The following is a 24025-nucleotide window of genomic DNA, read 5'->3' on the forward strand; positions in this document are numbered from 1 at the left end:
CGCGCCCGGTCTTGCGCCGGGCGCGCTTTTGAGCCATTGTGCTGCCACTTCTACAACGATTGACCTGCAGTACCGTGTGCCAGAACTCGGAGATGCTTAACACCGTTAAGTACCTCGGAACCGTGCGTCCCCTGCGACGTTCCCTCTCGGGAAGGTGGAATTCATGCCTGCTCATGTTCCGAACGCCGGACTCTCCCGGCGCGACCTGCTCAAGCGGACCGGTGGCCTGGCCGCCCTGGCCGCATTCACCGCGGCCTGTGGTGGTAATACCGGCAGACCGTCGTCCGGCGGGGGAAGTGGCGGCTCGAAGCCGAACCTGTCGCAGTGGTACCACCAGTACGGCGAGACCGGGACCCAGCAGGCGGCGCTGAAGTACGCCAAGGCGTACCCCGACGCGAACGTCGCAGTGCAGTGGACGCCGGGTGACTACGACGCCAAGCTCGCGTCCGGTCTGCTCTCCAGCAAGGGCCCGGACGTCTTCGAGGGCCACTTCAACATCAGCATGGTGAAGAGCAACCAGGTCGTGGCGCTGGACGACATCATGGCCGACGTCAAGGACGACTTCCAGCCGGGCGACCTGGCCACGAACACCCTGGACGGCAAGATCTACGGGATCCGGATGATCATCGACCCGCAGGTCATCTACTACAAGAAGAGTCTGCTGGACAAGGCCGGGATCAAGCCGCCGGAGACGATCGACGACCTGATCTCCGCGGCCAAGGAACTCACCACGAACAAGGTGAAGGGCATCTTCGTCGGCAACGACGGCGGCAACGTCATGGGCGGGCCGGCGCTGTATTCGTCCGGCGGGGAGTTCCTGACCAAGGACAACAAGCCCGGCTTCACCGGTGATCGCGCCGCCCAGGCCTTCGGCAAACTGCACGAGCTGTACGCCAGCAAGAGCGTGCTGCTCGGTGCTCCCACGGACTGGTGGGACCCGACCGCGATCAACCAGGGCCTGGTGGCGATGCAGTTCATCGGCATGTGGGCGGTGCCGGGCATGCAGAAGGCGCTGGGCGACGACATCGGCGTCATCCCGTTCCCGAAGCTCGACGCGCAGGCCAAGCCGGCCGTGTACTCCGGCGGCTGGACGCAGTTCGTCTCCGCGAAGAGCCCGAACGTCGACGCGGCGAAGAAGTTCGTGAAGTGGCTGTGGATCGACAAGGAGGAGTACCAGGAGGACTGGTCTCTGAACTACGGCTTCCACATCCCGCCGCGCAAGAGCCTCGCGGCCAAGGCAGCCAAGCTGCAGAGCGGTGTCGCGGCCGACACGGTCAAGCTGACCCAGGACTACGGCTACACCGACAACCCGGCCTGGACGCCGAAGATGGGTACGGCGTTCACCGACCTGCTCACCAACGTCATCAAGAAGGGAGCTGACCCAGCTGCCGAGATCACCAAGGCCGAGAAGACCGTCAACGGCGAGCTGACGCGGTTGTTCGGATGAGCGCTCCGGCCAAGACGTCCGCGGATCCTGCCGCCACTGGTGAGCGGCAGGGAACGCGGCGTCGTCACAAGGGGATCTCCGGGAACGCACTGTGGTTCTGGATCTTCGTCGGGCCGTTCGTGGTCGGGCTGCTGATCTTCTCGTACCTGCCGATCATCTGGAGCCTGGTCCTCAGCTTCTTCGAGGCGTACAACACCGCGACACCGACGAAGTTCGTCGGGCTGCGCAACTACGTCGACATGCTCACCGACCACAACTTCCTGTCCAGCCTGGGCACGTTCACGATCTTCGCGGTGTTCATCGTGCCGCTGACGTTCGTGCTCGCGCTCGCGCTGGCGTTGCTGGTCAACCAGGTGAAGATCGCGCGGGCGTTCTTCCGGTCGGTGTTCTTCCTTCCGACCGCGTGCTCGTACGTCGTCGCGTCGCTGATCTGGAAACTGTCGATCTTCAACGGCGTCCGGTTCGGGCTCGCGAACACCGTGCTCGGCTGGTTCGGGGTCGAGAACATCGCCTGGCTGTCGACCGTGGATCCGCCGTGGTACTGGATCCCGCTGGTGACGGTGCGGCTGTGGCTGCAGCTCGGGTTCTACATGATCCTGTTCATCGCGGGGCTGCAGCGGATCTCGCCGACGCTGTACGAGGCGGCGTACGTCGACGGGGCGAAGCCCGGGTGGCAGGTCTTCCGGTACATCACGTTGCCGCAGTTGCGGGCGACGTCGGTCGCCGTACTGATCCTGAACCTGATCGCGGCGTACCAGGCGTTCGACGAGTTCTACAACCTGGTCGGCAACGTCAACTACGCGCGACCGCCGCTGGTCTACCTGTACAGCATCTCGCTCGGCTCGATCCAGGACCTGGGGCACGGATCGGCCGGCGCGCTGATCCTCGCGGTCATCATCATGATCGTGACGCTGCTGCAGAGCCGGCTCTTCGGCTTCGGAAAGGCGGGCGACTGATGGCGGTCTCCGAACGTACGACGGGAACTCCGCAGCCGATCGGGTTCAGCCGGAGCACGTGGGGCCGGGTCGCGCTGGTGCTGCGCTGGATCGCGCTGTTGATCGCGGTCGTGCTGTTCCTGATCCCGTTCTACCTGATCCTGCGCAACGCGTTGTCCACCGAATCGGACATCACCGCGCCTTCGTGGACGTTGTTCCCGTCGCATCTGCAGTGGAGCAACATCAGTGAGCTGTTCAACGACACCACGGTGCCGATGGCGCGGGCGCTGTACAACTCCGCTGTGGTCGCGATCCTGGGTACGGCGGGACAGTTGCTGCTGGCATCGATGGCCGGGTACGGGCTGGCGCGCATTCCCTATCGGCACGCGGACAAGATCTTCTACGCGATCGTCGCGACGTTGATGATCCCGGGAGCGGTGACGTTCATCCCGTCGTTCATCGTCGTGTCGTCGTTCGGGTGGGTGTCCTCGCTGCGGGGCCTGATCATCCCGACGTTGTTCAGCGGGTTCGCGGCATTCCTTTTCCGGCAGTATTTCCTCGGATTTCCGAAGGAGCTCGAGGAAGCGGCGCGGGTCGACGGCGCCGGGTACTTCGGGGTGTTCTGGCGGATCGTCGTACCGAACTCCCTGCCGTTCTTCGCGGCACTCGCGGCGATCACCTTCATCGGCAACTGGAACTCGTTCCTGTGGCCGCTGGTGATCGGCCAGGACTCGTCGTCGTGGACCATCCAGGTCGCGATGTCGACGTTCATCACAGCCCAAACCATCAACATCCACGAGTTGTTCATGGCAGTCGCGGTGTCGATCCTCCCGCTGGTCCTGATCTTCGCCTTCCTCCAGCGCTACCTGATCCAAGGCGTAACCCAGTCCGGCATCAAGGACTAACCCAAACCGGCGGGGAGTCCACCAGGCTCCCCGCCCCCACCTCAGTTATGTTCCGGAAACCCGCTGACGTCGTGAACCTCGCCGAGTGCATCGGCCGAGAGAGCGGACGGCGCGCCGCCGCGGAGCGGTTAGGTGGGGTTGGGGTGGCGGTCGGCGAGTTTTAGGTAGATGACGCCGGTGATGGGGACTGCTAGCCAGAGGGTTTTGGTGGGGGTGAGGGACTCGTTGAAGAAGACTGGGCCTAGTAGGGCGGCGCCGGCGGAGCCTAGGCCTGCCCAGGTGGCGTAGCCGATGCTTACCTCGATGGTGCGTAGGGCCTGGCTGAGCGCCCAGAGGGTGAGCAGGAAGAACACCGCCGCGGCGACGGACCACTGCCAGACCGTGAAGGCGTGACTGCCACCCACCGAGAGCGCGTAGCCGACCTCGAAGGCGCCGGCGAGCAGCAGGGTGAGCCACGCAGTACGGGACGACTGAGGCTCGGTGTTCATGCGATCACGATCCGCTCGTGAGTTGGAGGCCGACGACGCCGCCGATGACCAGGGCGATGCCGATCGCCTTGTGCCACGTGAGTTTCTGGCCGAAGAGGAGTGCGCCGAGCAGGGTGATGCCGACTCCGGCGAGTGAGGTCCACAGGGCGTACCCGACGCCGACGTCGAAGGTGAGGAGGGCGCGGCTCAGGAAGTACGTGCCGAGGCCGCCGGTGACGAGGGTCGCGGCGGTCCAGCCGCGGTGCTTGAAGCCTTGCGCCTTGCCGGCGGAGATCGCCACGGCGATCTCGAACACGACGGCGATCGCGAGGTAGAGCCAGTGCATGAGGTTCCTTCCAGGGACGGTGCGACCTCCTCAGGGTGGAACTTCACACTGGTGTCAGGTGCAACACTTGACTCATGCGGATCGGAGAGCTTGCCGAGGCGACCGGCGTGAGCACACGCTCATTGCGGTACTACGAGGAGCAGGACCTGATCCGCTCGAGCCGCACCCCGGGCGGGTGGCGGGACTTCGACAAGTCGATGGTCGAGCGGGTTGTGATGATCCAGCACCTGTTCGCGGCCGGCCTGGGCAGTGCCGTCATCGGCGAGCTGCTGCCGTGCCTCGACGCGCCCCTCGAAGAGCGCACCGGCGTACTGGAGATGCTCCTCGCACAGGAGGTTCAGCGCCTCGAGTCCAAGCGCCGCGAGATCGACCGAGAACTCGACGTACTCCAAGCCCTACGCCAAGAAACCACCGCGCCCCGCTAAGAGACCTACGGGTGCGTGTCCGTGATGCCGATGACCTCGTCGAGGCGGTCCAGGGCGGCCTGCAGGTCGTCGACCTTGGCCTGGATGCGGTCGCGCTCGGCGCGCAGCATGGCTCGCTGTTCGGCGTCGGTGTGTCCGGCGTCCCAGCAGGGCAGGAGTTCCGCGATCCTCTGGCTGGTCAGGCCGGCGGCGTACATCTGCTGGAAGAAGCGCACCAGGGTGATGGCGTCCTGCCGGTAGAGGCGCTGGCCCGACGGGCTGCGTTCCGCTGTGAGCAGGCCCTGCTGCTCGTAGTAGCGCACGGCGCGCACCGAGACACCGGCGCCCCGCGCCACCTCGCCGATGCGGACCAGCCGCTCGGCCGACGTCGCCATACCGGTCATGGTGACTCCCTTCACACGGCCGAAACTTGCCCCTGACGTCAGCGTCAGGTTTTAGCGTACTGGACATGGACATCAACAACTCAGTTGCCCTTGTCACCGGAGCCAACCGCGGCTTGGGTCGCGCCTTCGCCCAGCGTCTCCTCGATCGGGGCGCACGCAAGGTCTACGCCACGGCTCGGCGTCCCGAGAGCGTGGACCTGCCCGGCGTGGAGGTGCTGGCCCTCGACGTCACCGACCCCGTGTCCGTGCGGGCAGCGGCCGCGGCGGCCCCCGACGTCTCGCTGCTGGTCAACAACGCGGGCATCCAGACGGGGACCGACCTCGTGACCGGTTCCTTGGACGCGATCCGGCTCGAGCTGGAGACCAACATGCTCGGCCCTCTGGGGCTGATCCGGGAGTTCGCACCGGCCCTCGCCAGGAACGGCGGGGGTGCGATCGTGAACGTCCTCTCCGCGATGTCGTGGTTCGGGACCGGCGGTGGCCACGCCTACCACCTGAGTAAGGGCGCCGCGTGGGCCATGACCAACAGCGTCCGTCAGGAGCTCGCAGAGCAGGGCACCATCGTGACGGGCGTCCACCTCGGCCTGGCAGACACCGACATGGCGGCCGGCTGGCCCGTGGACAAGATCGTGCCGTCGGACCTGGCGGACGCTGCGCTCGACGGGGTCGAGGCGGGCTCCGCCGAGGTCCTCGCCGACCAGTGGAGCAGAGACATCAAATCGCGGTTGTCGCTGTCGCCCGAAGAATTCAACGCCGCGATGGACCGCGCCCTGGCAGCGCTGACAACCGCCTGAGCCGCCGCCGCGAGACCCAGCTTTCCGGAACATAATCGTCAGCTGGTGGCAATTATGTTCCGGAAAGCCGGTGCGTCCAGAAGAGCGTGTGGCCGCCTGAGCCTTCGGGGACGAAGGATTCGGTGTCTACGACCAGACCGGCGTCGGACATCCAGCTGCGGTACGTCGCTGTGTCGGTGTGGCTCCACCACATGGGGGCGCCGCCGTCCAGCCAGTTGTCGTCGGTGCCGGTCCAGGCGGTGTGGCCCGTCGTACAGAGGAAGCACCCGCCGGGTCGGAGCCACGTGGCGATCCGCGCGAGGAGTTGCTGCTGTTCGTCCAGCGGCAGGTGGATCAGCGCGTAGAGCGAGACGACGACCCCGCGGCGCTCAGCGTATGAGCGACGGGTACGCCGCTGCCGCATCCGACGTCGAGGACCTGGCTGGCGGGGGCGAGTCGGGTGATCACGTCGTCGGTCCAGGACTTGTACTTCGAGGTGGCGTTGGTGGCGTTGTCGTAGCGGTGTGAGAGTACGTCGTATCCGCGTCGTACGACCTGCTTCGGGTCCTCCACGGCACGGACGTTAACGCGTTCAGCGAACCGCGGCGAGTTGATTCTCTCGGCTGGCGCGACGGGCGAGGACCGACGGGCGTTGGTCGGTCGATCGGCTCAGGGTCTGGGCGCGCAGGGTGGGGGAGAGGTGGTCGACGTAGACCGTGCCGCCGAGGTGCTGGGTTTCGTGGATGAGGCAGCGGGCGAAGTAGCCGGTGGATTCGAGCGTGAACGGGCGGCCGTCGACGTCGTACGCGTGCAGTGTGGCGCGGGCAGGGCGGTCCAGTGGGGCGTTGGCGCCGGGTACGGACAGGCAGCCTTCGGTGCCGAGCTGCGTGCCGATCAGGGCAGGCGTGGTCTCGACGCGCGGGTTGAACGCGTGCCCGACGTGGCGGTCGCCGTACTCGTCGGTGAGGTCGTAGACGAAGAGCTGCGCGTCGACATCCACCTGGTTCGCCGCCAGCCCACAGCCCTCGGCGATCCACATCGTCGTGAACATGTCGTCGATCAGCCCGCCCCAGCGCGCGTCGCCGTACTCGGTCACCGGCCGGCACGGGCGATGCAGGATTTCCTCGCCGTACTCCGTGATGCGCAGCGGCTTGCCGCGTCGTACCTCGTCCGTCAGCTCGGGCAGGCGACGGTTCGGGCGGCCCAGGATGTACGTCGGCATACAAAGACCGTACTCTGCAAAGCGCAAACTTTGCAAAGGTCAGGATAGGATGCGCGCCATGGAGAGCAGTGCGCCGAACCGGCGTGACGTCGTCCGCGCGCACCCGCTGCGGGAGGCGCTCCTGACGTTGATCGACCGAGACGGTACGACGACCTCAACGATCGCCGCCCGCGAGCTGAGGGAGAGCACCGGCTCGTGCTCGTTCCATCTGCGCCGGCTGGAGGCGCTCGGAGTGATCGAGCCGGAGCCGGGCGCGGCGGGCCGGGTGAAGCCGTGGCGCCGGGTGCGGACCGAGCAGTCGACGCTCAACCGCGAACTCGAGGACACCGCGTACGCGAGCTGGCTGGCCGCGAAGACGTCCGACGACGAGGACTTCGCGTTCAGTGAGGTCGTCACCCTCGCGGACGGCGAACTCGCCGAACTCCGCGCCCGCCTGCACCGCGTCCTCCGCGACTTCACCACGACCGAACCAAGCTCCGGCACCCCCACCGCCGTCATCATCCGCGCCTTCCCGCTGGACGAGGAGTAATCGCGCCGATCTGGGGAACCTTCCCGGGAGTCGCCGCGTCAGCGGAGAAAACGCTGTCCGCACCAGGCACAGTTCGTGCCTGGACCCCGAGTGTGGAGCTCCTATGACCGACCGCCCAACTGAGCCGACTCCACCCGCAGGCCACGAGTACCCGCAGCACCTTTGGCCGGAGCACGCGCAGCAGCCTGTTGCCGCCGTGCTGTCCGGCGTCCATCGGCCGATGGGCTCGGCCGTGCCGAGTGTCCTCGCGCTGTTGCTCGGCATCGCCGGATTGGTTGCGCCGTTCCTGCCGTTCTCGAACCTCATCGACCGGTTCCCGGTCCGCCAGTATCTGGCCTTCCCGTTCGCCCTACCGGCCCTCGCGCTGGCCATCGCGGCGCTCGCCGCCAACCGCCGCGGGAAGCCTGCGGCAGTGATCGGCATGCTCCTCGCCCTCGTCGCCCTGGGCGTCGGCGCGATCATGGTCTACAACTACGACTTCCGAAGCTGAGTGCAGCTGCTCAGGCTCCGCTGAGCGGCCCCGAGATCGTCACGCGGTGCCCCTCGGACAGGACCAGGGTGAACGTGCGGCGGGACCATGGTGTGTCCTCGGGTGGCGTCGACTGGACCAGGCCGGCGGCGAGCGCGGCGTCGTACAGGGGATCGACGAGTACGCCGACATCGACGGTGACCGTGGCGGGGGAGATGTCGCCCGTCGCACGCCGTACTTCGAGACCGCTCTGACCGTTCCACTCGGTGAGCCCGAGATGTACGAAGTCGTCGAACTGGAAGCGGACGTGGAGTCCCAACAGCTCGCACAGGAGACGCGCCGTTCCAGCGACGTCGTGCACGTCGAGGACCGGGGAGGCCCCGAATGTCACGGGGTCGCTCGGCCCAGCGGCGCGGCCCATCACGACCGACTGCGCGATCTCGCCGTACTGCGTACGCGGCAACCGGCCGACGAGGTCCAGACCGGCGTGCCGCGCGACACCGATCGACCGTACGTTGCGCGAGTCGATCCACGCCTCGACCCCGGTGATCGACGGCTGCTGCAGGAGGTGGTCGGTCACGGCACGCGCGGCCTCGCTCATCAGCCCCGTGCCCCAGCGCTCCCGTCTCAGGTACCAGCTCATGCCCCGGATCGAGCTGCCCTGATCCGAGAACACGCCGATCACCCCCGCCGCGTCCTCGTCCGGCCGCACCCGCAGTACCCAGGTCCACCCGCCGTTGTCCCCGAACTCCTGCACCAACCGCTCCCGCGACTCGTCGACGGACGCGGTCGGCGTCATGTATCCGCCCCGCGCCCACTCCGCATCCGAGAACATCGCGTGCAGCGCGCCGAGATCCCGGTCGAGATCGAGGGCCACGAGATCGAGTCGGGCTGTCTTCAAGGGGTGCTCCTCGAAATCAAGTCAGGCGGTGGCGTGTTTTCTGTCTACGGTCGGGGCTATGCGGATTGTTACGCGGGAGCAGGCCATTGCCTACCGGCTGCGGGTCAACAACCTGGTCGAGAGACTGCCGACCGGCTCACACGAAGCGGCGGCGTACGTCGGGTTGCAGGACACCGCGCCGCGGGACGCGTTGCTCGGACTGCATGCGCGGATGGCGGGGTGTTCGCCGGCGGACTGGGAGCACCCGTCGCTGATCCAGACGTACAGTCCGCGGGCGGCCGTGTACGTGTTGCCGGTGCGGGACTTCGGGGTGTTCACGCTGGGCCGGATGCCGCTGGAATCTGGGCGGATCGACGTACTCGCGGACAACGTGTGCGAGACGCTCGGCGGGCAGGAGCGACGACGCGGAGCCGGGATTGATGGGCTGCGTGAGGCGTGTGCGAGTGGGCGGATCGCGCTGCGGTGGAACACGACGTCGCTGTGGGTGCGTGAGGTTCCGCGACCGGAGATCGACGTCGCCGAGGCGCGGCTGGAGCTCTGCCGGCGGCACGTTCATTGCTTCGGGCCGACCACGGCGAAGGTGTACGCGTGGTGGGCCGGGATGTCACCGGCCGATGCGCGCGTGGTGTGGGATCAGTTGGCCGACGAGCTGATCGAGGTCGACTTCGACGGCGTACCCGGCTGGGTACTTCGGGACGACGCGGACCTTCTGTGGTCGGCGGAGGCGCCGCGTGGGGTGCGGTTGCTGGCGGCACCGGACTTGCGGTTGTTCGGTCGCGACCGCGACGGCCGGTTCATCGCGCCCGGTCTGCGGGCCCTGACGGCGGCGGCCGATTCCTTTCATCCGAACGGGTTGATGGTCGACGGGCGGATCGTCGGCGCGTGGGGACGCACGGGAGGCCGCGTCGACGTGGTGCTGTCGGAGGAGCTCAGCCGGGAGCAGTACGACGACCTGTGCGCGGAGGTTGCGAGCCTGCCGGTGCGGGATCCGCGGCTCTCAGTCCGCTGACTCGACAGGCTTGCGATCGCTGCGGAAGGTGGCGCGCAGGCGGTCGACGTCGACCTCGGGCAGGTCGTGCTCGACGAGGTCGAAGGTTTCCTCGATGAGATCGTGCAGCGTCTGCGCGCCTTCGGGGGCGGGTCGGTCGAAGACCGCGCGGAGGCGGGTGGCGAGGGACGGTGGTGCCAGTGGGAGGTCGAGCGCATCGAGGCGTTTGAAGGCCAGCACGTGACCGCTGTACCGGCCGTTGAGGGCGTAGAGGACGTTGAGCAGCTGGTTGGTCATCCGCACGAACTCACGCGCGACCAGCAGCGGGTTGTCGCGCTCGAAGAACATCTGCCAGCGCCAGAACTTCTCGATGTTCCCGTTGTACCGGACGACGGCGAGCGCCAACCCACGCGGGTACGTCGCCACGCGCTCCCGCCAGCCTGCGACGAGCTCCGCCCGCGGGCCGATCACCTCGCGGCCGTCGATGATGCCCTGCGCCAGTTGCATGACCTCGCCATCGGGCTTGCCGTTCAGCAACTCGTCCAAGGCGTTCTCGACCGTCTGCGTCAAGGTATGCGCGACCTCGACCATCAGCTCGCCCAGGTGCAGCTGGTCGTCCCACGGCGGGCCGTCGATGTTCACCAACCGAACGTCAGCAGCCCCAGCGACCGCGAGACGCTCGGCAGTCGTCGGCGGCCGTCGCCAGAACACGCCGACCTCGACATCCGACCATCGATCCGCGTCCCCGCGGGCGGTCGACCCACCCAGCATCACCGCGTCGACGCCTTCCACAGCGGCGTACCAGTCGAGAACGGGCCGCACCATCTGCCGTCGCCAGCGTGCCGCCTCGGTGACCATCACCGCAGTAGATCACGCAGGCGGGCGACGGATCGGGGACAATTGGCAGATGCCAGTCCCCACCTGCCCCTGTGGACAAGACCTGCCGTACGCCGCCTGCTGCGGCCGCCTGCACCGCGGCGAAGCGACGGCCACCACCGCGGAGCAGTTGATGCGGTCCAGGTACGCCGCCTTCGCGATGCACGATGCGGCGTACCTGCGCCGAACCTGGTCCCTCACCACCCGCCCAGCCACCATCGACTTCACACCGGGCCAGAAATGGACCGGCCTGGAAATCGTCGGCACCACCGGCGGCAGCCCGTTCCACAGCGAAGGAACCGTCGAGTTCCACGCCCACTACACCAGAAACGGCAACCCAGGCACCCAATCCGAAAACAGCACCTTCACCCGCGAAGCCGGCGAATGGGTCTACGTCGCCGCCCTCTGAGGCCTACTCGGTGATCTGGTAGGTCGGGGTGAGGATGGCTCGGGCCAAGGTGTGGAAGGCCAGGTTGAAGCTGACTACTGCGGGGGTGGCGTCCGCGTCGACGTCCAGGGCTTCTACGTCGATGGCGTGGACGACGAAGTAGTAGCGGTGGACCTGGTCGCCTGCGGGTGGGGCGGCGCCGCCGAAGGACTTGGTGCCGAAGTCGTTGCGGACGTGGAACGCGCCGTTGTCGAGGCGTTCGGTGGTGCCGGCGCCGGTGGGGAGTTCGGTGACGGTGGCCGGGAGGTTGACCAGGACCCAGTGCCAGAAGCCGGAGACGATCGGGGCGTCGGGGTCGTAGCAGGTCACGACGAAGGCCTTGGTCTCCGCCGGGAACCCGGACCAGCTGAGCTGCGGCGACGTGTTGCCGCCCGCGAACGCGTGGTCGTCGGCCAGCGGCTTGCCGTCGGCGACGTCGGTGCTGGTGACGGTGAACGAACCGGCCTCCGGGAGGAGTTTGTACGGGTCCGGTGCGACGGGACGATCGAGCGACATCTGTGAGCCCTCCGGGATCTCGCGGGATGTGGTGATTCCGACACTACTGTCCACATCCCGCCGGTCCGTCCCGGGGCACACGCCCGGGGATGCGAAGATCGGAGCGGTACGACGGAACCGTCGGCCGGACCGGTGGACGGGAACGGGCAGGAACGGATGGAGGACGCGATGGACGGCGCGCTGGAGGGGTACCTGGAGCGGATCGCTCCGGCGGATTCCGGAGCGATGCGGGCGGCCGAGGAGCGGCATGCGCAGCTGACGAAGCCGGCTGGGTCGCTCGGTGTGCTCGAGGAGCTGTCGGTTCGGGTGGCCGGGATGACCGGAACGCAGGCAGTGCCGGCCCCGGCCGTGGTGTCGGTGTTCGCGGCCGATCACGGCGTCCATGCGCAGAACGTCTCCCCGTGGCCGCAGGAAGTGACCGCCGCGATGCTGGCGAACTTCGCTGCCGGCGGCGCCGCGGTCAACGCGTTCGCCAAGAACAACGGTGTCGACGTTCGCGTGGTCGACGTCGGCGTCGCCACCCCGGTCGAGCAGCTGGACATCCTGCACGCGAAGGTCCGCCCGGGCACCCGCGACCTCTCGCAGACCGACGCGCTGACCGAGGACGAGGCGCGGGCAGCGCTAGCCGTCGGGTTCGACCTCGCTGAGCAGCTCGTCCAAGACGGGTACCGCTGCCTGCTGACCGGCGACATGGGCATCGCCAACACGACCGCCTCGGCAGCCCTGATCGCGACCTTCACAGGCGCGACCGCCGACGCCGTGACGGGTCGCGGGACCGGTATCGACGACGCGGCGCTCGCCCACAAGACAAGCGTCGTACGGGATGCTCTCGCGCTCCACGCCGTACCGCCGACCGAGCCGCTCAAAGCTCTGCAGGCGTACGGCGGTCTGGAGCATGCGGCCCTCGCCGGGTACCTCCTCGGCGCCGCGGCCAACAAGGTCCCGGTGATCCTGGACGGTGTGATCGCCGGGGCGGCCGCACTGGTGGCGCAGGCGTTCCACCCGGCCGTCATCGACTACTGCATCGCCGGGCACCGGTCCGCCGAGCCCGGGCACGCAGTCGCGCTCAAGCAGCTCGGCCTGCAGCCGCTGGTGGACCTGGACCTGCGGCTCGGTGAGGGGACCGGCGCGGTGCTCGCGTACCCGATCCTGACCTGCGCGGTCCGGGCGCTCGCCGAGATGGCCACGTTCGAGGACGCGGGGATCACTTCGTGACGAACCAGTACTTGTCCGGTCTCGTCCTCGAAGGACGGCGCGTGGTCGTCGTCGGCGGTGGCGGTGTCGCCCAGCGGCGGTTGCCGCGGCTGCTCGAGTCCGGGGCGCGGATCGACCTCGTGTCGCCGTCGATCACGCCGACGATCGAGGGGCTGCTCGGCAACCCGGCGCTGACCTGGATCGAGCGCGGGTACGCCGCCGGCGACCTGGACGGAGCCTGGTACGTCGTGGTCGCGACGGATGATGCCGCGGTCAACGATCAGGTGTCGGCCGAGGCGGAGGAACGGCGGATCTTCTGCGTACGATCCGACGACCGGTCCCGTGCGACCGCCTGGACGCCGGCGTCGGGGCAGCACGACAACGTGACGATCGGTGTGCTCGGCGGTGGCGATCACCGGCGGTCGGCCGCCGTACGGGACTCGATCCTCGAGGGGCTGCGGACCGGTGAGCTGGCGGCGCGGGAGGTGGACCGGCGGCCCGGGGTGTACCTCGTTGGTGGCGGGCCGGGCGATCCGGATCTGATCACGGTCCGCGGGCGGCGGTTGCTGGCCGAGGCGGATGTGGTGGTCGCGGATCGGTTGGCGCCGCAGCAGTTGCTGGATGAGCTGCATCCTGATGTGGAGCTGTTCGATGCGGCGAAACTGCCGCGCGGTCGGGCCGCACAGCAGGAGGAGATCAACCGGATCCTGGTGGAGCGCGGGCAGCAGGGGAAGGTCGTCGTACGGCTCAAGGGTGGGGATCCGTACGTCTTCGGGCGCGGGTTCGAGGAGGCGCTGGCCTGTGCGGCGGCTGGGGTGCCTTGGACGGTCGTGCCGGGGATCACGAGCTCGATCTCGGTGCCGGCGGTTTCCGGGATTCCTGTGACGCATCGTGGGGTGACGCACGAGTTCACGGTGGTGTCGGGGCACATTCCGCCGTCGCATCCGGATTCGCTGGTGAACTGGGATGCGTTGGCTCAGATGCACGGGACGTTGGTTTTGCTGATGGCGGTCGAGAATCTGCCCGCTATCGCGTCCCGGTTGATCGAGGGTGGTCGCGCGGCGGAGACGCCGGCGGCGGCGATTGCCGACGGCACCCTTCCTGGGCAGCGGATGGTGACGTCGAATCTTGCCGGGATCGCACAGGCGATGGCGGACGAGGGCGTCGGCGCACCGGCGATCGTTGTCATCGGCAACGTGGTGGACGTGGCAGGTCAGGCGTGAGTCTGGATTCGATCGCGGACGCCTCGGACGAACGGCTTTCCGACTATGTTCGGTTGCGGGAGGTCAGTCTTCGGCGGCTCATCGAAGAAGAGCACGGGCTGTTCATTGCCGAGGGCGACAAGGTGATTCGCCGGGCGGCGGACGCCGGGTACGAGCCGCGGTCGTTCCTGCTCGCACCGCGCTGGCTCGACTCGTTGCAGGACGTGCTGGAGAAATGGCCGGGCAAGCCGGTGTACGTCGTCTCGGAGGAGTTGGCCGAGCAGGTCACCGGGTTCCACGTGCACCGCGGCGCGCTGGCGTCGTACAAGCGGCAGCCCGCCGTACCGCTGCCGGACCTGCTCACCGACGACGTACGGCGGATCGCGATCTTCGACGAGATCGTTGATCACACCAACGTCGGAGCCGGGTTTCGCGCCGCGGCCGCGCTCGGCGTCGGGCTGGTCCTGGTGACGCCGACGTGCGCCGACCCGCTGTACCGGCGTTCGATCAAGGTGTCGATGGGCACCGTCTTCCAGGTCCCGTGGACCCGCCTGCAGGACTGGCCCGGCGACCTGCGGCACCTGCAGGACAACGGGTACGTCGCGGCCGCGATGGCGCTCGCCGACGACTCGATCACGCTCGACGAGCTCGCGGACCGCAAGGACGACAAGCTCGCACTGATCTTCGGCACCGAAGGCCACGGCCTCAAACCGCACGTGCTCGAACAAGCAGACCTGACCGTACGTATCCCGATGGCGGGCGGCGTCGACTCCCTCAACGTGGCATCCTCAGCAGCAGTAGCGTTCTACGCCACTCGAAGCTGAGGGGGAGCCGTGCGTACGACGGAACGCCTGGTACTGCGCCCGTTCCGCGATTCCGACCTGGAGCCGTGGGCCGCGCTGAACGCGGACCCCGACGTCACGCAGTACCTCGGACCGCCGCTCAGCCGCGAGGACTCGGACCGGACCGCCTGGGCGATCAACGCGTCCTACGAAGCGCAGGGGTTCGGCTTCCTGGCGGTCGAGCGACGCTCGGACGGCGTGTTCCTCGGCGCCTGCGGACTGAGCAAGGAGAAGTGGTACCCGGACGACCTCGAGATCGGGTGGCGGCTGGCGCGGGAGCACTGGGGCCACGGGTACGCGACCGAGGCGGCGGCGTCGTGGCTCGACCATGCGTTCGGTGAAGCCGAGCTGGCACGGGTAATTGCGGTGACCGACACTCCGAACGTCCGTAGCATCGCCGTCATGCGCCGGCTCGGGATGAGCTTCGACCACGAGGCGGTGCTGGAGGACGATGGCGTACCGTTCGACGCCACGATCTACTCACTCAAGGCGGGGGAATGGCGAAAGTAGTCCTGATCACAGGGATGCAGGCCGCGGGGAAGTCGACGATCGCGCCGCTGCTCGCCGCGCGGATGGGGCCGCCGGCCGCGACGCTCGACGGGGACGTGTTCTTCCGCGGCGTGGTCGCGGGCGCCGAGGTCATGACGCCGGATCCGTCGGCGGAGGCCGTGCGGCAACTGGAACTCCGGTACGACGCCAGCGCCTTGGTCGCGCAGCACTACGCCGACGCCGGGTTCGACTTCGTCTGCAGCGACATCATCCTGGGCGAAGATGTCGAGCGCTGGTTCTCCCGGCTGCACGGCGTCGACCCGTACCTCGTCGTACTCGTCCCGTCGGTCGAGTCGATCGTCGAGCGGGAGATCGGCCGCGGCGGCGCCAACTCGTACCGCGACTGGGGCACCTCGCTCGAGGACGGCGTACGCGCACTGCAGGCCGGCCTCGACGACATCCCGCGCCGAGGCCTCTGGCTCGACACCACCGGACAGACCGCGGCCGAAACCGTCGACGGGATCGACCTGGAGAAGGCCCGCTGGTAGCTCAGGTGGCCGGGGTGTCCTCGTGCTCGTCCTCGTGCTCGACCATCGGGGTGACGGGCCAGTCGGTCGGGTAGTCGGGGGCGAACTCCTCCGCCTCGGCGAACAGGCGCTTCTTGTACTTGCGGGAGAGGCGGTCGCCGAAGACCATGCCCTGCGTGTGGTCGGTCTCGTGCTGCAGGCAGCGGGCGAGCAGGCCGTCGCCCTCGAAGCTGACCGGCTTGCCGTGCTGGTCGACGCCGGTGACCTTGGCGAAGTCCGGGCGGGCGCACTTGGTGAACGCACCCGGCAGCGACAGGCAGCCCTCGTCGCCTTCGTCCAGGTTGCGGTCCTTGCCCTCCGGGACCTCCAGCGTCGGATTGCACACGACGCCCTGGACGCGCTTGCCCTCCTTGTCGGGGCAGTCGAACACGAACAGCTGCAGGTCCACGCCGACCTGGTTCGCCGCCAGGCCGACGCCTTCGGCCGCGTTCATCGTCGCGACCATGTCGGCGACCAGCGTCTGCAGTTCGTCCCCGAAATCGGTGACAGGCTGATTGACCCGATGCATCACGTCGGTACCCCAACGCGTAATAGGCCGCACCGAACCATTCCCAGGCAACGTAGACATGCCCGAAATCCTAACCGCCGCCCGCGCGGCGTCTTTGAGCACCCACCAACCGTTTTCGGCTCGCGCGGATGGTTGGTGGGTGCTCAAAGTCGAGCGGGTACTACTTGGCGTTGACCTCGTCGCGCCAGCTGACCCATTCGCGGAGGAGGCCCAGGTCGTAGTCGGGGCCTGAGGAGGAGACTGTGAAGAGGCGGGTGCCTACGTCCAGCAGCGACTTTCCGATGTCCTCGGGGGACTTGTCGCCGACGCCCGCGGAGCGCTCGATCTCGCCCGGGTCGCGGCCGATCGTCTTGCAGTGCTCGTCGAGTACGGCGTGCTTGTGGGCGAGCGTCTCGGCGTCGCCGAACCCGTGCCAGATGTTCGCGTGCTTGGCGACGAGCTTCAGCGTCTTCTTCTCACCGCCGCCTCCGATCAGCACCGGGATTTCCCGGGTCGGCTTCGGGTTGAGCTTCTCCCAGCGTGCCTCGATGCGCGGCAGTGCCTCGCCGAGAGCATCCAGCCGGCCGCCCGCCGTACCGAACTCGTAGCCGTACTCGTCGTAGTCCTTCTCGAACCAGCCGGAGCCGATGCCGAAGATCAGCCGGCCGTCGCTGATGTGGTCGACCGTCCGCGCCATGTCGGCGAGCAGGTCGGGGTTGCGGTAGGAGTTACAGGTGACCAGAGCGCCGAACTCGACCCGCTCGGTCGCCTCGGCCCAGGCGGCCAGCATGGTCCAGCACTCGAAGTGCAGACCCTCGGGCGCACCGCTGAGCGGGTAGAAGTGGTCCCAGTTGAAAACAACGTCAACGCCGATCTCTTCGGCCGCCGCCACGGTCCGCCGGATGTCGGCGTACTGGGCGTGCTGGGGCTGGACCTGCAGACCGATCCGGGCGGGGAACGCGCCGTACGGACGGTCGGTGGAATCGGAAGCTGTCATGCCCGGAATCCTATCCCGCTTTGCGGAGGACCCTCCGGATAGGTCACTGGGTGAAGTACGCCGCCAAGTGGCCGAGCATCGTGGCGACGCCGGATTCGATCGGGACCTGCTGCTCGTCGGACAGCCCGACGCTTCGGTAGCCGAGCCGGGTGCGGCCGTCCGCGAGCGCGGTCAGGTCGACGGTGATCTCCTCGGCGGGCTGGTCGAAGTGCAGGACCAGGCGGTGCGGGAGGTCCAGCTCACCGAAGCGGAGCGTGAACGGGACCTCCGTGCCGTCCTCGCCTACGAAGACTGCCGAGATCAGGCCGCCCGGGCGGACGTCGATCGTGACGCGGTCGGACGGGGTGCTGAAGCCCTCGGCGACGAACCAGGCGGCGAACGGTTCGGGTTCGGTGAAGGCGCGGACGACCTCGGTGGGCGGGGCGTCGACGAGCTGCTGCAGGGTGAACACGGCTGGGACCTCCATCGGGATCGGGCTGACTCCACCACTGTCCCGCGAGGCGTTTACGGGTTGTTTTCGGTCGGGAGCTGGTCGGCGTAAACGGCGGCCCAGTCGCCGAGGGCGCGGATCGGGACCAGGAGATCCTTGCCGGCGACGGTCAGCGAGTACTCGACCCGCGGCGGTGCTTCGGCGTACCGGGTGCGTTCGACCAGTCCGTTGTGCTCGAGGCGGCGGAGGGTCTCGGTGAGGACCTTCTGGCTGATGCCGCCGATCTGCTTGCGGAGCTCGCCGGGTCGCGCCGGGCCGTCCGCGAGCGAGTACAGCACGACCATCGGCCAGCGGCCGCTGATCAGGTCGGCGGCGACGCGCGCCTGGCAGTCGGCGAAGAATCTCAGCTCCACCCGTCCATTGTGCGTCGCCCGTTGGACACCTGGAGGTGCGCATCGAACTCTCTACGGTCGATTCCATGCGAATAGGAACACTGGGCAACGGGTTGATGGCCGAGGCACTGGCCTCGCAATGGGTCAAGGCGGGCCACGACGTGATGGTGGGCGGCCGCGATCCGGGGCGAGCCGCGGAGGTCGCACAGCGGGTCGGTGCCTCGACCGGGACCTTGGAGGAGGCAGCGGCGTACGGCGAGATTGTGCTGCTGGCCGTGCCTGCCGAGGTAGCGGTGGCGGTCGCGGGGATGGTGCCGGCCGGGAAGACGTTGATCGACTGCACGAACGCGCTGGATCACCGGGACTTCACGTTGGCGCAGCCCGCCACGGCTGAGGCGATCAGCCAGGCTGTGCCGGGAGTGCAGGTCGTTAAGGCGTTCAACCTGGCCGCCGATGCCGTGTGGCGGAATCCGCCCACCGGTCTCGGGGTGCCGATCTGCGGCGACGGCGGGCTGGAGCAGGTCGCGGAGCTGGTGCGGGATCTCGGATGTACGCCGGTGCCCGCGGGTGGACTGCGGCGCGCGAGGTTGCTGGAGGCAACGGCTGCGCTGGCGATCGGGATCTGGGTCAGCGGGGGAGACGTCCGAGAGATGTTCCCGCCGCTAGCTGCCGCTTTCGGTGACGTCCTGCCCGGTTGACGCTCGGGCGAAGAGCTCGTTCAGCTCGGCCTGGGGGATCTGGTCGGCGGCGAAGGTGATGGTGCCCTTCGTCGCCAACTCCTCCGCGCTGCGGCGGATGAAGCCGAGGGCCGCCCGCGCGATGCTGCCGCCGAGGCTGATCCGGACGACGCCGGCTGCCTGGAGGTCGGCGACGGTAAGCGTGGAGGAGCCGAGACCGATGACCACGTTCAACGGTCCGTCGATCTCGGCGACCAGTGTGCGGATCGTGTCGAGGTCGTTCACGCCGGGGACGTACAGGCAGTCTGCTCCGGCTGCGCGGTAGCGGTTTGCCCGGTCGATCGAGTCGCTCAACGAGGTCGGCGTACGCAGCAGCTGCCCGTCGGTCCGCGCGGTCAGCACGAACTCGTCTCCGGCCGCCTCCCGCGCCGCCACGATCCGCTCGACGGAGAGCTCGACGTCGTACAGCTCCCGCCCGTCGTAGTCCTCGATGTTCCCGCCGGCCAACCCGGCCTCGCGAGCCAACGCGATCGTCTCCGCGACCTGCGACGACGAGGCGCCGTAGCCGTCCTCGAGGTCCCCGTTCACCGGTACGGCGCTCGCCGCCGTGATCTCTCGCGTCCGGTCGAACATCTGCTCCCGTGACACCGCCGGCGCCCCGTCCGGCAGCGTGTGATCGCCCTTCGCCAGCGAGAACGCGATCCCCGCGCTGGTCGTCGCGATCGCCGGGAACCCGGCCGCCGCCAGGATCACGGCACTCCCGGCATCCCAGGCGTTCGGCATCACGAACCGGTCGGCATGCAACTCGCGGAACATCGTCATACGCCCGAGTCTGTCATCCCGACTGTTCGGCGCCGGCCGAACTCAGCCGAGCTTCCCGACCATCCGGGCCACCGCGGCCCGCGCCTTCGGGCCGTTCACCAGATCGGGATCGCCCTCGGTGCCCTTCGTGTTCCAGTACAGGTAGAACGCCGGCCGTGATCCCGCCGGCAGTCCGTCGAGGTACGCCGTCTCGCGGTCGATCTCGTCCGCCCGTGCCTGATCGCTCTTCGTCCGCTTGAACCCGCGCTCGGTCAGTCCCCACTTCGCCGCCGCACCAGGTGTCTTCTGCACGACCTCGCGATACCACCGCACGTGCCCGGCGTGCTCGCTGACGATCGCGGTCGCAGGCTGCGTGCCGCCGCTGTACGTGTCGGCGCCGTAGAAGTCCGCCTCGACCCGCCACGGCTTCGGGTCCTTGGTCCGCGGCTGGCCGTCCCACTGGAACGCCATCGCCGAATACCCGACCTTCACCTGCGGGTTGGCAGCCTTCATCACGTCCCGGACGCGCTTGAACGCCTTCGCGAACGTCTGCCCGTCCATGTCGTTCTCGGGCTCGTGGTACCAGATGAAGTACGTGTCCGGCCGGTCCTTCAGCCACACCGCGAGCTCCCGGAACCGTACGTCGTACTTCCCGGAACCGGTCGCCGCCGGCGCGGTCTTGATGCTGACGAACGGGATCAGCCCTGCATCCCACGACGCCTGCGCGACCCCGGCGTACTTCTTCCGCAGGTTGGTCTTCACCGGCTGGACCCCGTTGACGAACTCGCGGGTCGCCCGCACCCCGGGGTACCGCTTCGCCAGGTCCTTCGGCGCGATGTCGTCGTGAACGCCCATCAGCACCGGCGCGGCCGCCTCGACGGGATTGTCTGAGGTGGCAACCAAAACGGTGGCGGCGAGCGTGATGCTCGCCGCCACCGCAATGGTCCTCTTCAGCATGCGATCACGACAGTTTCGAGGCTGCGGCCTGGTCGAGGAGCCAGAGGGTGCGGTCCTGGCCCTTCGCGTGGGCGGCCGGGACGTCACCGCCGCTCAGCGCTTGCGCAACCGCGTCGGCCTTGTCCTCGCCCGACACCACGAACCAGACCTCCCGCGCCCGGTCCAGCCGCGGGAACGTCAAGGAAACCCGGGTCGGCGGCGGCTTCGGTGAGTCGTGAACGGCCACCGCCGCAGCATCCGTCACCTCGAGCTGCGGATAGCCGGGGAAGAGCGACGCGACGTGTCCGTCCGGGCCGACGCCGAGCATCAGTACGTCGAACTTCGGCGAGCCCGCGGCAACCAGCTCCTCCGCGTACGCCGCAGCCGCGGCCTCGGCGCCCTGTCCGGTGTCGGCCGGCATCGGGTGCACCCGCGCCGGGTCGACGTCCAGGTGCGACAGCAGTGCCTCCCGGCCCTGCGTCTCGTTCCGGTCCGGGTCGCCGTCCGGCAGGAAACGCTCGTCTCCCCACCAGAACTCGACCCGCTGCCAATCGATCTGGTTCCTGGCCGGCGACTCCGCGACAGCCCGGTAGACGACGGCCGCGACCCGGCCGCCGGTCAGCACCACGTGGGCGACGCCACCGGTGCTCTGGGCGTCAACGACCCGGGTGATTAACCGGGACGCGACGGCGTACGCCAGATCGTCGGCATCGGCATGGATCAGCAGCTCCGCCTGCTTCATCGCTTCGCCGCTTTCTTGCCCCCAGCAACCTTCTTGGCAGCAATCTTCTTCGCAGGTGCAACCTTCTTCTTGGCGGGAGCCGCCTTCTTGGTCGCCACGACCTTCTTCCCAGCCGCGGTCACCTTGGCCGCGGTGGACTTCCGCGCCGTCTCCGCGACCTTCTTCGCGTCCGCCGGCAGCGCGTCCCGCTCCACCATGCAGGCCAGCGTCTTCGCATACACGTCGTCCGGATCGAGCCGCCGCAGCTCCTCGCTCAACAGCTCGGACGTCGTACGCCGCTTCAACGCCACCGGCCGATCCGGCTGCCCAGGCACGCTGAACGTCGCCACCGCACCGTCCGGCCGCGTCAACGCGATCGGACCAGAGGGCGTGAACAGCCGTACGGCGGTCACACCCGGACCCCGCGAGTTCCGCTGCTCCACCGGCACCTTCAACCGCGACTGCAACCACGCGGACATCAGATCCGCACTCGGGTTCCCGCGAGCGGCCGTGACCTCGGCCCCGGTCACCTTTGTCGGGTACTGATCCAGGGCGGCCGCCATCAGCGCACGCCACGGCGTCAACCGCGTCCACGCGAAGTCGGTGTCGCCAGGCGCATAACCCTCGGCCCGCGCGGTGTAGTCCACCGACGCCCGGCGCGTAGCAGCCGCGTCGGTCACCCGGCGCCGACCCAGCCGGCCCAACGGATCCTCGGCGGGAACGCGAGGCCCGCCGCCCGGCCACCAGACGATGACGGGGGAGTCGGGCAGCAAGAGCGGTGTGACCACGGACTCCGGCACCTTCGCCAGTTCACCGTGCAGCCGCAGCAGCACCGCCTCGCCCGGAATGCCCTCCCCGACCCGGACCTCGGCGTCCAGCCCGGACGCGCCGCGGCCCGGCCGCAGGATCGCGACCAGGACCCGGGACGGGTGTTCGCGGCCGGCCTCGTTCGCGGCCTTCATCGCGTCGTGGTGGGACGACTCGTCGACGACCACCACGATCGTGCCGACCATGCCCATGGCCGGCGAGCCCGCGTTCCGCCGGGCCTTCAGCAACGCCGACGCGATCTCGCTCGACGTGCTGTCGGTCAGGTCGATGATCATGGCCGCCTCCAGGCACGTCCGTCGCGGGCGAGCATCTCGTGCGCCGAGTCCGGGCCCCAGCCGCCGGACCCGTACTGCTCCGGCTTGCCGTGCCGCGTCCAGTAGTCGAGCACCGGGTCGAGGATCTTCCAGCCCAGTTCGACCTCGGTGTGCTGCGGGAACAGCGGCGGATCACCGAGCAGTACGTCGAGGATCAGCCGCTCGTACGCCTCGGGGGACGACTCCGTGAACGATCCGCCGTACATGAAGTCCATGTTCACGTCGCGGATCTCCATCGACGTACCGGGGACCTTGGCGCCGAAGCGGACCGTGATGCCTTCGTCCGGCTGGATCCGCAGCACCAGCGCGTTCTGGCCGAGCTCTTCGGTCTCGGTCTTGTTGAACGGCAGGTGCGGCGCGCGCTTGAACATCACCGCGACCTCGGTGACGCGGCGGCCGAGCCGCTTGCCGGTGCGCAGGTAGAACGGGACGCCCGCCCAGCGCCGGGTGTCGACGTCGACCCGCAGTGCCGCGAACGTCTCCGTCGCCGAGGACGCCGGGATGCCGTCCTCCTGCAGGTAGCCCTTCACCTTCGCGCCACCGGCCCAGCCCGCCGCGTACTGCCCGCGGGCACTGTGCAGGTCGAGCCGCTCCGGCAGCTGTACGGCGGCCAGCACCTTCTTCTTCTCCTGGCGCAGCGACCAGGCGTCGAAGCTGACCGGCTCCTCCATCGCGACCAGCGCGAGTAGCTGGAGGAGGTGGTTCTGGATCACGTCCCGCGCGGCGCCGATGCCGTCGTAGTACCCGGCGCGGCCGCCGATGCCGATGTCCTCGGCCATCGTGATCTGCACGTGGTCGACGTAGTTGCTGTTCCAGATCGGCTCGAACATCGCGTTCGCGAACCGCAGCGCGAGGATGTTCTGGACCGTCTCCTTGCCCAGGTAGTGGTCGATCCGGAAGACCGCCTCGGGCGGGAACACCGACTCGACGACCTGGTTCAGCTCGCGGGCGCTCTTCAGGTCGTGACCGAACGGTTTCTCGATCACCACCCGCCGCCACGAGCCCGGCTTCTCGTCGGTCAGCCCGTGCTCGGACAGCTGCCGCACGACCTCCGGGAACAGCCCCGGTGGGATCGACAGGTAGAACGCGTGGTTGCCGCCGGTCCCGCGGGTGACGTCCAGCTCGTCGACCGTCTCCCGGAGCCGCTTGAACGCCTCGTCGTCGGTCAGGTCGCCCGGCACGAACCGGAAGCCCTCGGAGAGCTGCTGCCAGACCTCCTCGCGGAACGGCGTCCGCGCGTGCTCCTTCACCGAGTCGTGCACGATCTGGGCGAAGTCCTGGTTGGTGTAGTCACGACGGGCGAACCCGACCAGGGCGAAACCCGGGGGCAGCAGCCCCCGGTTCGCCAGGTCGTAGACCGCCGGCATCAGCTTCTTGCGGGCCAGGTCGCCGGTGACGCCGAAGATCACCAGGCCGCACGGCCCGGCGATCCTCGGCAGCCGCCGATCCTGCGGATCGCGCAGCGGGTTCACCGGGCCGACCGGCCCTTCGTCGAGCTCAGCGGTCATGGGCCGCTTTC

At 68.4% G+C, this 24025-nt stretch carries 33 protein-coding genes; 15 read left to right on the top strand and 18 right to left on the bottom strand.

The genetic code is table 11. The annotated features are described in order from the left end of the window. The first annotated feature begins 163 nt into the window (after positions 1-163). The 3 genes from OHB24_RS30785 to OHB24_RS30795 are packed head-to-tail and all read left to right on the top strand — an operon-like array spanning position 164 to position 3287. Positions 164-1447, top strand: coding sequence for an ABC transporter substrate-binding protein (locus tag OHB24_RS30785; protein ID WP_327634361.1), 1284 nt, complete (start codon positions 164-166; stop codon positions 1445-1447). After that, entirely contained in the window at positions 1444-2403 is a 960-nt protein-coding gene (locus OHB24_RS30790; RefSeq protein WP_327634362.1) for a carbohydrate ABC transporter permease, read from the top strand. The genes OHB24_RS30785 and OHB24_RS30790 overlap by 4 nt, the downstream gene beginning before the upstream one ends. Next, the gene (locus tag OHB24_RS30795; RefSeq protein WP_327634363.1) at positions 2403-3287 is read left to right on the top strand and encodes a carbohydrate ABC transporter permease; all 885 of its coding nucleotides are present in this window, start codon (positions 2403-2405) and stop codon (positions 3285-3287) included. Before OHB24_RS30790 ends, OHB24_RS30795 begins: the two co-directional genes overlap by 1 nt. Positions 3288-3415: 128 nt before the next feature. Here OHB24_RS30795 and OHB24_RS30800 read toward each other — a convergent pair whose 3' ends face one another. Next, a complete protein-coding gene (locus OHB24_RS30800) occupies positions 3416-3775 on the bottom strand; it encodes a DMT family transporter (protein ID WP_327634364.1) in 360 nt (119 codons plus the stop codon). Between the two features lie 4 nt (positions 3776-3779). Next, positions 3780-4100 carry a DMT family transporter gene (locus OHB24_RS30805; RefSeq protein WP_327634365.1) on the bottom strand — a complete coding sequence of 107 codons (321 nt, stop codon included), beginning with the start codon at positions 4098-4100 and terminating at the stop codon, positions 3780-3782. A 74-nt stretch (positions 4101-4174) separates the two neighbouring features. Between OHB24_RS30805 and OHB24_RS30810 the strand changes: the two genes are divergently transcribed. Then, entirely contained in the window at positions 4175-4525 is a 351-nt protein-coding gene (locus OHB24_RS30810; RefSeq protein WP_327634366.1) for a MerR family transcriptional regulator, read from the top strand. 5 nt (positions 4526-4530) lie between these two features. Here OHB24_RS30810 and OHB24_RS30815 read toward each other — a convergent pair whose 3' ends face one another. Further along, complete coding sequence (locus tag OHB24_RS30815; RefSeq protein WP_327634367.1) at positions 4531-4908, bottom strand: MerR family transcriptional regulator; 378 nt, start codon at positions 4906-4908, stop codon at positions 4531-4533. 65 nt (positions 4909-4973) lie between these two features. On the opposite strand from OHB24_RS30815, the gene OHB24_RS30820 reads away from it, so the two are divergent. Beyond that, positions 4974-5702 (top strand): SDR family oxidoreductase, encoded by a 729-nt coding sequence (locus tag OHB24_RS30820; protein WP_327634368.1) that lies wholly within the window; start codon positions 4974-4976, stop codon positions 5700-5702. A 52-nt stretch (positions 5703-5754) separates the two neighbouring features. On the opposite strand, the gene OHB24_RS30825 is transcribed toward OHB24_RS30820, so the two are convergent. From OHB24_RS30825 to def (OHB24_RS30835), 3 genes are read right to left on the bottom strand one after another with little or no spacing between them, the layout of a single operon-like run. Further along, positions 5755-6105, bottom strand: a complete 351-nt coding sequence (locus OHB24_RS30825) for a class I SAM-dependent methyltransferase (RefSeq protein WP_327634369.1) — start codon at positions 6103-6105, stop codon at positions 5755-5757. Next, positions 6036-6254, bottom strand: a complete 219-nt coding sequence (locus OHB24_RS30830; protein ID WP_327634370.1) for a hypothetical protein — start codon at positions 6252-6254, stop codon at positions 6036-6038. Before OHB24_RS30830 ends, OHB24_RS30825 begins: the two co-directional genes overlap by 70 nt. Positions 6255-6273: 19 nt before the next feature. Continuing rightward, positions 6274-6903 (bottom strand): peptide deformylase, encoded by a 630-nt coding sequence (gene def / locus OHB24_RS30835; protein ID WP_327634371.1) that lies wholly within the window; start codon positions 6901-6903, stop codon positions 6274-6276. Positions 6904-6961: 58 nt separating this feature from the next. Here def (OHB24_RS30835) and OHB24_RS30840 point away from each other — a divergent pair, with 58 nt between their 5' ends. Both OHB24_RS30840 and OHB24_RS30845 read left to right on the top strand, forming a co-directional pair. Continuing rightward, positions 6962-7432: a hypothetical protein gene (locus OHB24_RS30840; RefSeq protein ID WP_327634372.1), complete on the top strand. Its 471-nt coding sequence runs from the start codon at positions 6962-6964 to the stop codon at positions 7430-7432. A gap of 103 nt (positions 7433-7535) precedes the next feature. After that, entirely contained in the window at positions 7536-7922 is a 387-nt protein-coding gene (locus tag OHB24_RS30845; protein ID WP_327634373.1) for a hypothetical protein, read from the top strand. Between the two features lie 10 nt (positions 7923-7932). On the opposite strand, the gene OHB24_RS30850 is transcribed toward OHB24_RS30845, so the two are convergent. Then, entirely contained in the window at positions 7933-8802 is an 870-nt protein-coding gene (locus OHB24_RS30850; RefSeq protein WP_327634374.1) for a GNAT family N-acetyltransferase, read from the bottom strand. Between the two features lie 58 nt (positions 8803-8860). On the opposite strand from OHB24_RS30850, the gene OHB24_RS30855 reads away from it, so the two are divergent. Beyond that, positions 8861-9811, top strand: coding sequence for a DNA glycosylase AlkZ-like family protein (locus OHB24_RS30855; RefSeq protein WP_327634375.1), 951 nt, complete (start codon positions 8861-8863; stop codon positions 9809-9811). Here OHB24_RS30855 and OHB24_RS30860 read toward each other — a convergent pair. Next, the gene (locus tag OHB24_RS30860) at positions 9800-10648 is read right to left on the bottom strand and encodes a nucleotidyltransferase domain-containing protein (protein WP_327634376.1); all 849 of its coding nucleotides are present in this window, start codon (positions 10646-10648) and stop codon (positions 9800-9802) included. The two genes, OHB24_RS30855 and OHB24_RS30860, sit on opposite strands and share 12 nt — an antisense overlap. A gap of 49 nt (positions 10649-10697) precedes the next feature. Between OHB24_RS30860 and OHB24_RS30865 the strand changes: the two genes are divergently transcribed. Beyond that, a complete protein-coding gene (locus OHB24_RS30865) occupies positions 10698-11075 on the top strand; it encodes a YchJ family protein (protein ID WP_327634377.1) in 378 nt (125 codons plus the stop codon). Between the two features lie 3 nt (positions 11076-11078). Here the strand turns inward: OHB24_RS30865 and OHB24_RS30870 are convergent, their stop codons facing one another. Beyond that, the gene (locus tag OHB24_RS30870; RefSeq protein ID WP_327634378.1) at positions 11079-11609 is read right to left on the bottom strand and encodes a YbhB/YbcL family Raf kinase inhibitor-like protein; all 531 of its coding nucleotides are present in this window, start codon (positions 11607-11609) and stop codon (positions 11079-11081) included. Positions 11610-11765: 156 nt separating this feature from the next. Here OHB24_RS30870 and cobT point away from each other — a divergent pair, with 156 nt between their 5' ends. The 5 genes from cobT to OHB24_RS30895 are packed head-to-tail and all read left to right on the top strand — an operon-like array spanning position 11766 to position 15884. Next, positions 11766-12824 (top strand): nicotinate-nucleotide--dimethylbenzimidazole phosphoribosyltransferase, encoded by a 1059-nt coding sequence (gene cobT / locus OHB24_RS30875; RefSeq protein WP_327634379.1) that lies wholly within the window; start codon positions 11766-11768, stop codon positions 12822-12824. Next, the gene (gene cobA, locus OHB24_RS30880) at positions 12821-14026 is read left to right on the top strand and encodes a uroporphyrinogen-III C-methyltransferase (RefSeq protein ID WP_327634380.1); all 1206 of its coding nucleotides are present in this window, start codon (positions 12821-12823) and stop codon (positions 14024-14026) included. Before cobT ends, cobA begins: the two co-directional genes overlap by 4 nt. Further along, positions 14023-14829: a TrmH family RNA methyltransferase gene (locus tag OHB24_RS30885; RefSeq protein WP_327634381.1), complete on the top strand. Its 807-nt coding sequence runs from the start codon at positions 14023-14025 to the stop codon at positions 14827-14829. Before cobA ends, OHB24_RS30885 begins: the two co-directional genes overlap by 4 nt. A gap of 9 nt (positions 14830-14838) precedes the next feature. Further along, complete coding sequence (locus OHB24_RS30890; protein WP_327634382.1) at positions 14839-15357, top strand: GNAT family N-acetyltransferase; 519 nt, start codon at positions 14839-14841, stop codon at positions 15355-15357. After that, positions 15345-15884 carry a phosphotransferase-like protein gene (locus OHB24_RS30895; protein ID WP_327634383.1) on the top strand — a complete coding sequence of 180 codons (540 nt, stop codon included), beginning with the start codon at positions 15345-15347 and terminating at the stop codon, positions 15882-15884. The genes OHB24_RS30890 and OHB24_RS30895 overlap by 13 nt, the downstream gene beginning before the upstream one ends. A gap of 1 nt (position 15885) precedes the next feature. Here the strand turns inward: OHB24_RS30895 and def (OHB24_RS30900) are convergent, their stop codons facing one another. The 4 genes from def (OHB24_RS30900) to OHB24_RS30915 all read right to left on the bottom strand — a co-directional run bounded on the left by def (OHB24_RS30900) (position 15886) and on the right by OHB24_RS30915 (position 18250). Continuing rightward, positions 15886-16491, bottom strand: a complete 606-nt coding sequence (gene def, locus OHB24_RS30900; protein WP_327634384.1) for a peptide deformylase — start codon at positions 16489-16491, stop codon at positions 15886-15888. A gap of 100 nt (positions 16492-16591) precedes the next feature. Beyond that, positions 16592-17407, bottom strand: coding sequence for an LLM class F420-dependent oxidoreductase (locus tag OHB24_RS30905; RefSeq protein ID WP_327634385.1), 816 nt, complete (start codon positions 17405-17407; stop codon positions 16592-16594). A gap of 43 nt (positions 17408-17450) precedes the next feature. Then, on the bottom strand, positions 17451-17858 hold the full coding sequence (locus tag OHB24_RS30910; RefSeq protein WP_327634386.1) for an SRPBCC family protein: 408 nt from the start codon (positions 17856-17858) through the stop codon (positions 17451-17453). A gap of 53 nt (positions 17859-17911) precedes the next feature. Continuing rightward, complete coding sequence (locus OHB24_RS30915) at positions 17912-18250, bottom strand: winged helix-turn-helix transcriptional regulator (protein ID WP_327634387.1); 339 nt, start codon at positions 18248-18250, stop codon at positions 17912-17914. Between the two features lie 65 nt (positions 18251-18315). On the opposite strand from OHB24_RS30915, the gene OHB24_RS30920 reads away from it, so the two are divergent. Beyond that, the gene (locus OHB24_RS30920) at positions 18316-18927 is read left to right on the top strand and encodes an NADPH-dependent F420 reductase (protein ID WP_327634388.1); all 612 of its coding nucleotides are present in this window, start codon (positions 18316-18318) and stop codon (positions 18925-18927) included. Here the strand turns inward: OHB24_RS30920 and OHB24_RS30925 are convergent. From OHB24_RS30925 to zwf, 5 genes are read right to left on the bottom strand one after another with little or no spacing between them, the layout of a single operon-like run. Next, positions 18892-19728 (bottom strand): isocitrate lyase/PEP mutase family protein, encoded by an 837-nt coding sequence (locus OHB24_RS30925; RefSeq protein ID WP_327634389.1) that lies wholly within the window; start codon positions 19726-19728, stop codon positions 18892-18894. The two genes, OHB24_RS30920 and OHB24_RS30925, sit on opposite strands and share 36 nt — an antisense overlap. Positions 19729-19770: 42 nt before the next feature. Beyond that, entirely contained in the window at positions 19771-20664 is an 894-nt protein-coding gene (locus OHB24_RS30930) for a hypothetical protein (RefSeq protein ID WP_327634390.1), read from the bottom strand. A gap of 4 nt (positions 20665-20668) precedes the next feature. Then, on the bottom strand, positions 20669-21385 hold the full coding sequence (gene pgl / locus OHB24_RS30935; protein WP_327634391.1) for a 6-phosphogluconolactonase: 717 nt from the start codon (positions 21383-21385) through the stop codon (positions 20669-20671). After that, complete coding sequence (locus OHB24_RS30940) at positions 21382-22467, bottom strand: glucose-6-phosphate dehydrogenase assembly protein OpcA (RefSeq protein WP_327634392.1); 1086 nt, start codon at positions 22465-22467, stop codon at positions 21382-21384. The genes pgl and OHB24_RS30940 overlap by 4 nt, the downstream gene beginning before the upstream one ends. After that, positions 22464-24014 carry a glucose-6-phosphate dehydrogenase gene (zwf, locus tag OHB24_RS30945; protein ID WP_327634393.1) on the bottom strand — a complete coding sequence of 517 codons (1551 nt, stop codon included), beginning with the start codon at positions 24012-24014 and terminating at the stop codon, positions 22464-22466. The genes OHB24_RS30940 and zwf overlap by 4 nt, the downstream gene beginning before the upstream one ends. Positions 24015-24025 lie beyond the last annotated feature (11 nt).

Source organism: Kribbella sp. NBC_00482 (assembly GCF_036013725.1).
GTDB lineage: Bacteria > Actinomycetota > Actinomycetes > Propionibacteriales > Kribbellaceae > Kribbella.

What these genes read in the sequence shown, in the direction of transcription:
- OHB24_RS30785 (WP_327634361.1), top strand. Translation starts at nt 164, where the DNA reads ATGCCTGCTCATGTTCCGAACGCCGGACTCTCCCGGCGCGACCTGCTC.
- OHB24_RS30790 (WP_327634362.1), top strand. Translation starts at nt 1,444, where the DNA reads ATGAGCGCTCCGGCCAAGACGTCCGCGGATCCTGCCGCCACTGGTGAG.
- OHB24_RS30795 (WP_327634363.1), top strand. Translation starts at nt 2,403, where the DNA reads ATGGCGGTCTCCGAACGTACGACGGGAACTCCGCAGCCGATCGGGTTC.
- OHB24_RS30800 (WP_327634364.1), bottom strand. Translation starts at nt 3,775, where the DNA reads ATGAACACCGAGCCTCAGTCGTCCCGTACTGCGTGGCTCACCCTGCTG.
- OHB24_RS30805 (WP_327634365.1), bottom strand. Translation starts at nt 4,100, where the DNA reads ATGCACTGGCTCTACCTCGCGATCGCCGTCGTGTTCGAGATCGCCGTG.
- OHB24_RS30810 (WP_327634366.1), top strand. Translation starts at nt 4,175, where the DNA reads ATGCGGATCGGAGAGCTTGCCGAGGCGACCGGCGTGAGCACACGCTCA.
- OHB24_RS30815 (WP_327634367.1), bottom strand. Translation starts at nt 4,908, where the DNA reads ATGACCGGTATGGCGACGTCGGCCGAGCGGCTGGTCCGCATCGGCGAG.
- OHB24_RS30820 (WP_327634368.1), top strand. Translation starts at nt 4,974, where the DNA reads ATGGACATCAACAACTCAGTTGCCCTTGTCACCGGAGCCAACCGCGGC.
- OHB24_RS30825 (WP_327634369.1), bottom strand. Translation starts at nt 6,105, where the DNA reads ATGCGGCAGCGGCGTACCCGTCGCTCATACGCTGAGCGCCGCGGGGTC.
- def (WP_327634371.1), bottom strand. Translation starts at nt 6,903, where the DNA reads ATGCCGACGTACATCCTGGGCCGCCCGAACCGTCGCCTGCCCGAGCTG.
- OHB24_RS30840 (WP_327634372.1), top strand. Translation starts at nt 6,962, where the DNA reads ATGGAGAGCAGTGCGCCGAACCGGCGTGACGTCGTCCGCGCGCACCCG.
- OHB24_RS30845 (WP_327634373.1), top strand. Translation starts at nt 7,536, where the DNA reads ATGACCGACCGCCCAACTGAGCCGACTCCACCCGCAGGCCACGAGTAC.
- OHB24_RS30855 (WP_327634375.1), top strand. Translation starts at nt 8,861, where the DNA reads ATGCGGATTGTTACGCGGGAGCAGGCCATTGCCTACCGGCTGCGGGTC.
- OHB24_RS30860 (WP_327634376.1), bottom strand. Translation starts at nt 10,648, where the DNA reads ATGGTCACCGAGGCGGCACGCTGGCGACGGCAGATGGTGCGGCCCGTT.
- OHB24_RS30865 (WP_327634377.1), top strand. Translation starts at nt 10,698, where the DNA reads ATGCCAGTCCCCACCTGCCCCTGTGGACAAGACCTGCCGTACGCCGCC.
- OHB24_RS30870 (WP_327634378.1), bottom strand. Translation starts at nt 11,609, where the DNA reads ATGTCGCTCGATCGTCCCGTCGCACCGGACCCGTACAAACTCCTCCCG.
- cobT (WP_327634379.1), top strand. Translation starts at nt 11,766, where the DNA reads ATGGAGGACGCGATGGACGGCGCGCTGGAGGGGTACCTGGAGCGGATC.
- OHB24_RS30895 (WP_327634383.1), top strand. Translation starts at nt 15,345, where the DNA reads ATGGCGAAAGTAGTCCTGATCACAGGGATGCAGGCCGCGGGGAAGTCG.
- def (WP_327634384.1), bottom strand. Translation starts at nt 16,491, where the DNA reads ATGTCTACGTTGCCTGGGAATGGTTCGGTGCGGCCTATTACGCGTTGG.
- OHB24_RS30905 (WP_327634385.1), bottom strand. Translation starts at nt 17,407, where the DNA reads ATGACAGCTTCCGATTCCACCGACCGTCCGTACGGCGCGTTCCCCGCC.
- OHB24_RS30920 (WP_327634388.1), top strand. Translation starts at nt 18,316, where the DNA reads ATGCGAATAGGAACACTGGGCAACGGGTTGATGGCCGAGGCACTGGCC.
- OHB24_RS30925 (WP_327634389.1), bottom strand. Translation starts at nt 19,728, where the DNA reads ATGACGATGTTCCGCGAGTTGCATGCCGACCGGTTCGTGATGCCGAAC.
- OHB24_RS30930 (WP_327634390.1), bottom strand. Translation starts at nt 20,664, where the DNA reads ATGCTGAAGAGGACCATTGCGGTGGCGGCGAGCATCACGCTCGCCGCC.
- pgl (WP_327634391.1), bottom strand. Translation starts at nt 21,385, where the DNA reads ATGAAGCAGGCGGAGCTGCTGATCCATGCCGATGCCGACGATCTGGCG.
- OHB24_RS30940 (WP_327634392.1), bottom strand. Translation starts at nt 22,467, where the DNA reads ATGATCATCGACCTGACCGACAGCACGTCGAGCGAGATCGCGTCGGCG.
- zwf (WP_327634393.1), bottom strand. Translation starts at nt 24,014, where the DNA reads ATGACCGCTGAGCTCGACGAAGGGCCGGTCGGCCCGGTGAACCCGCTG.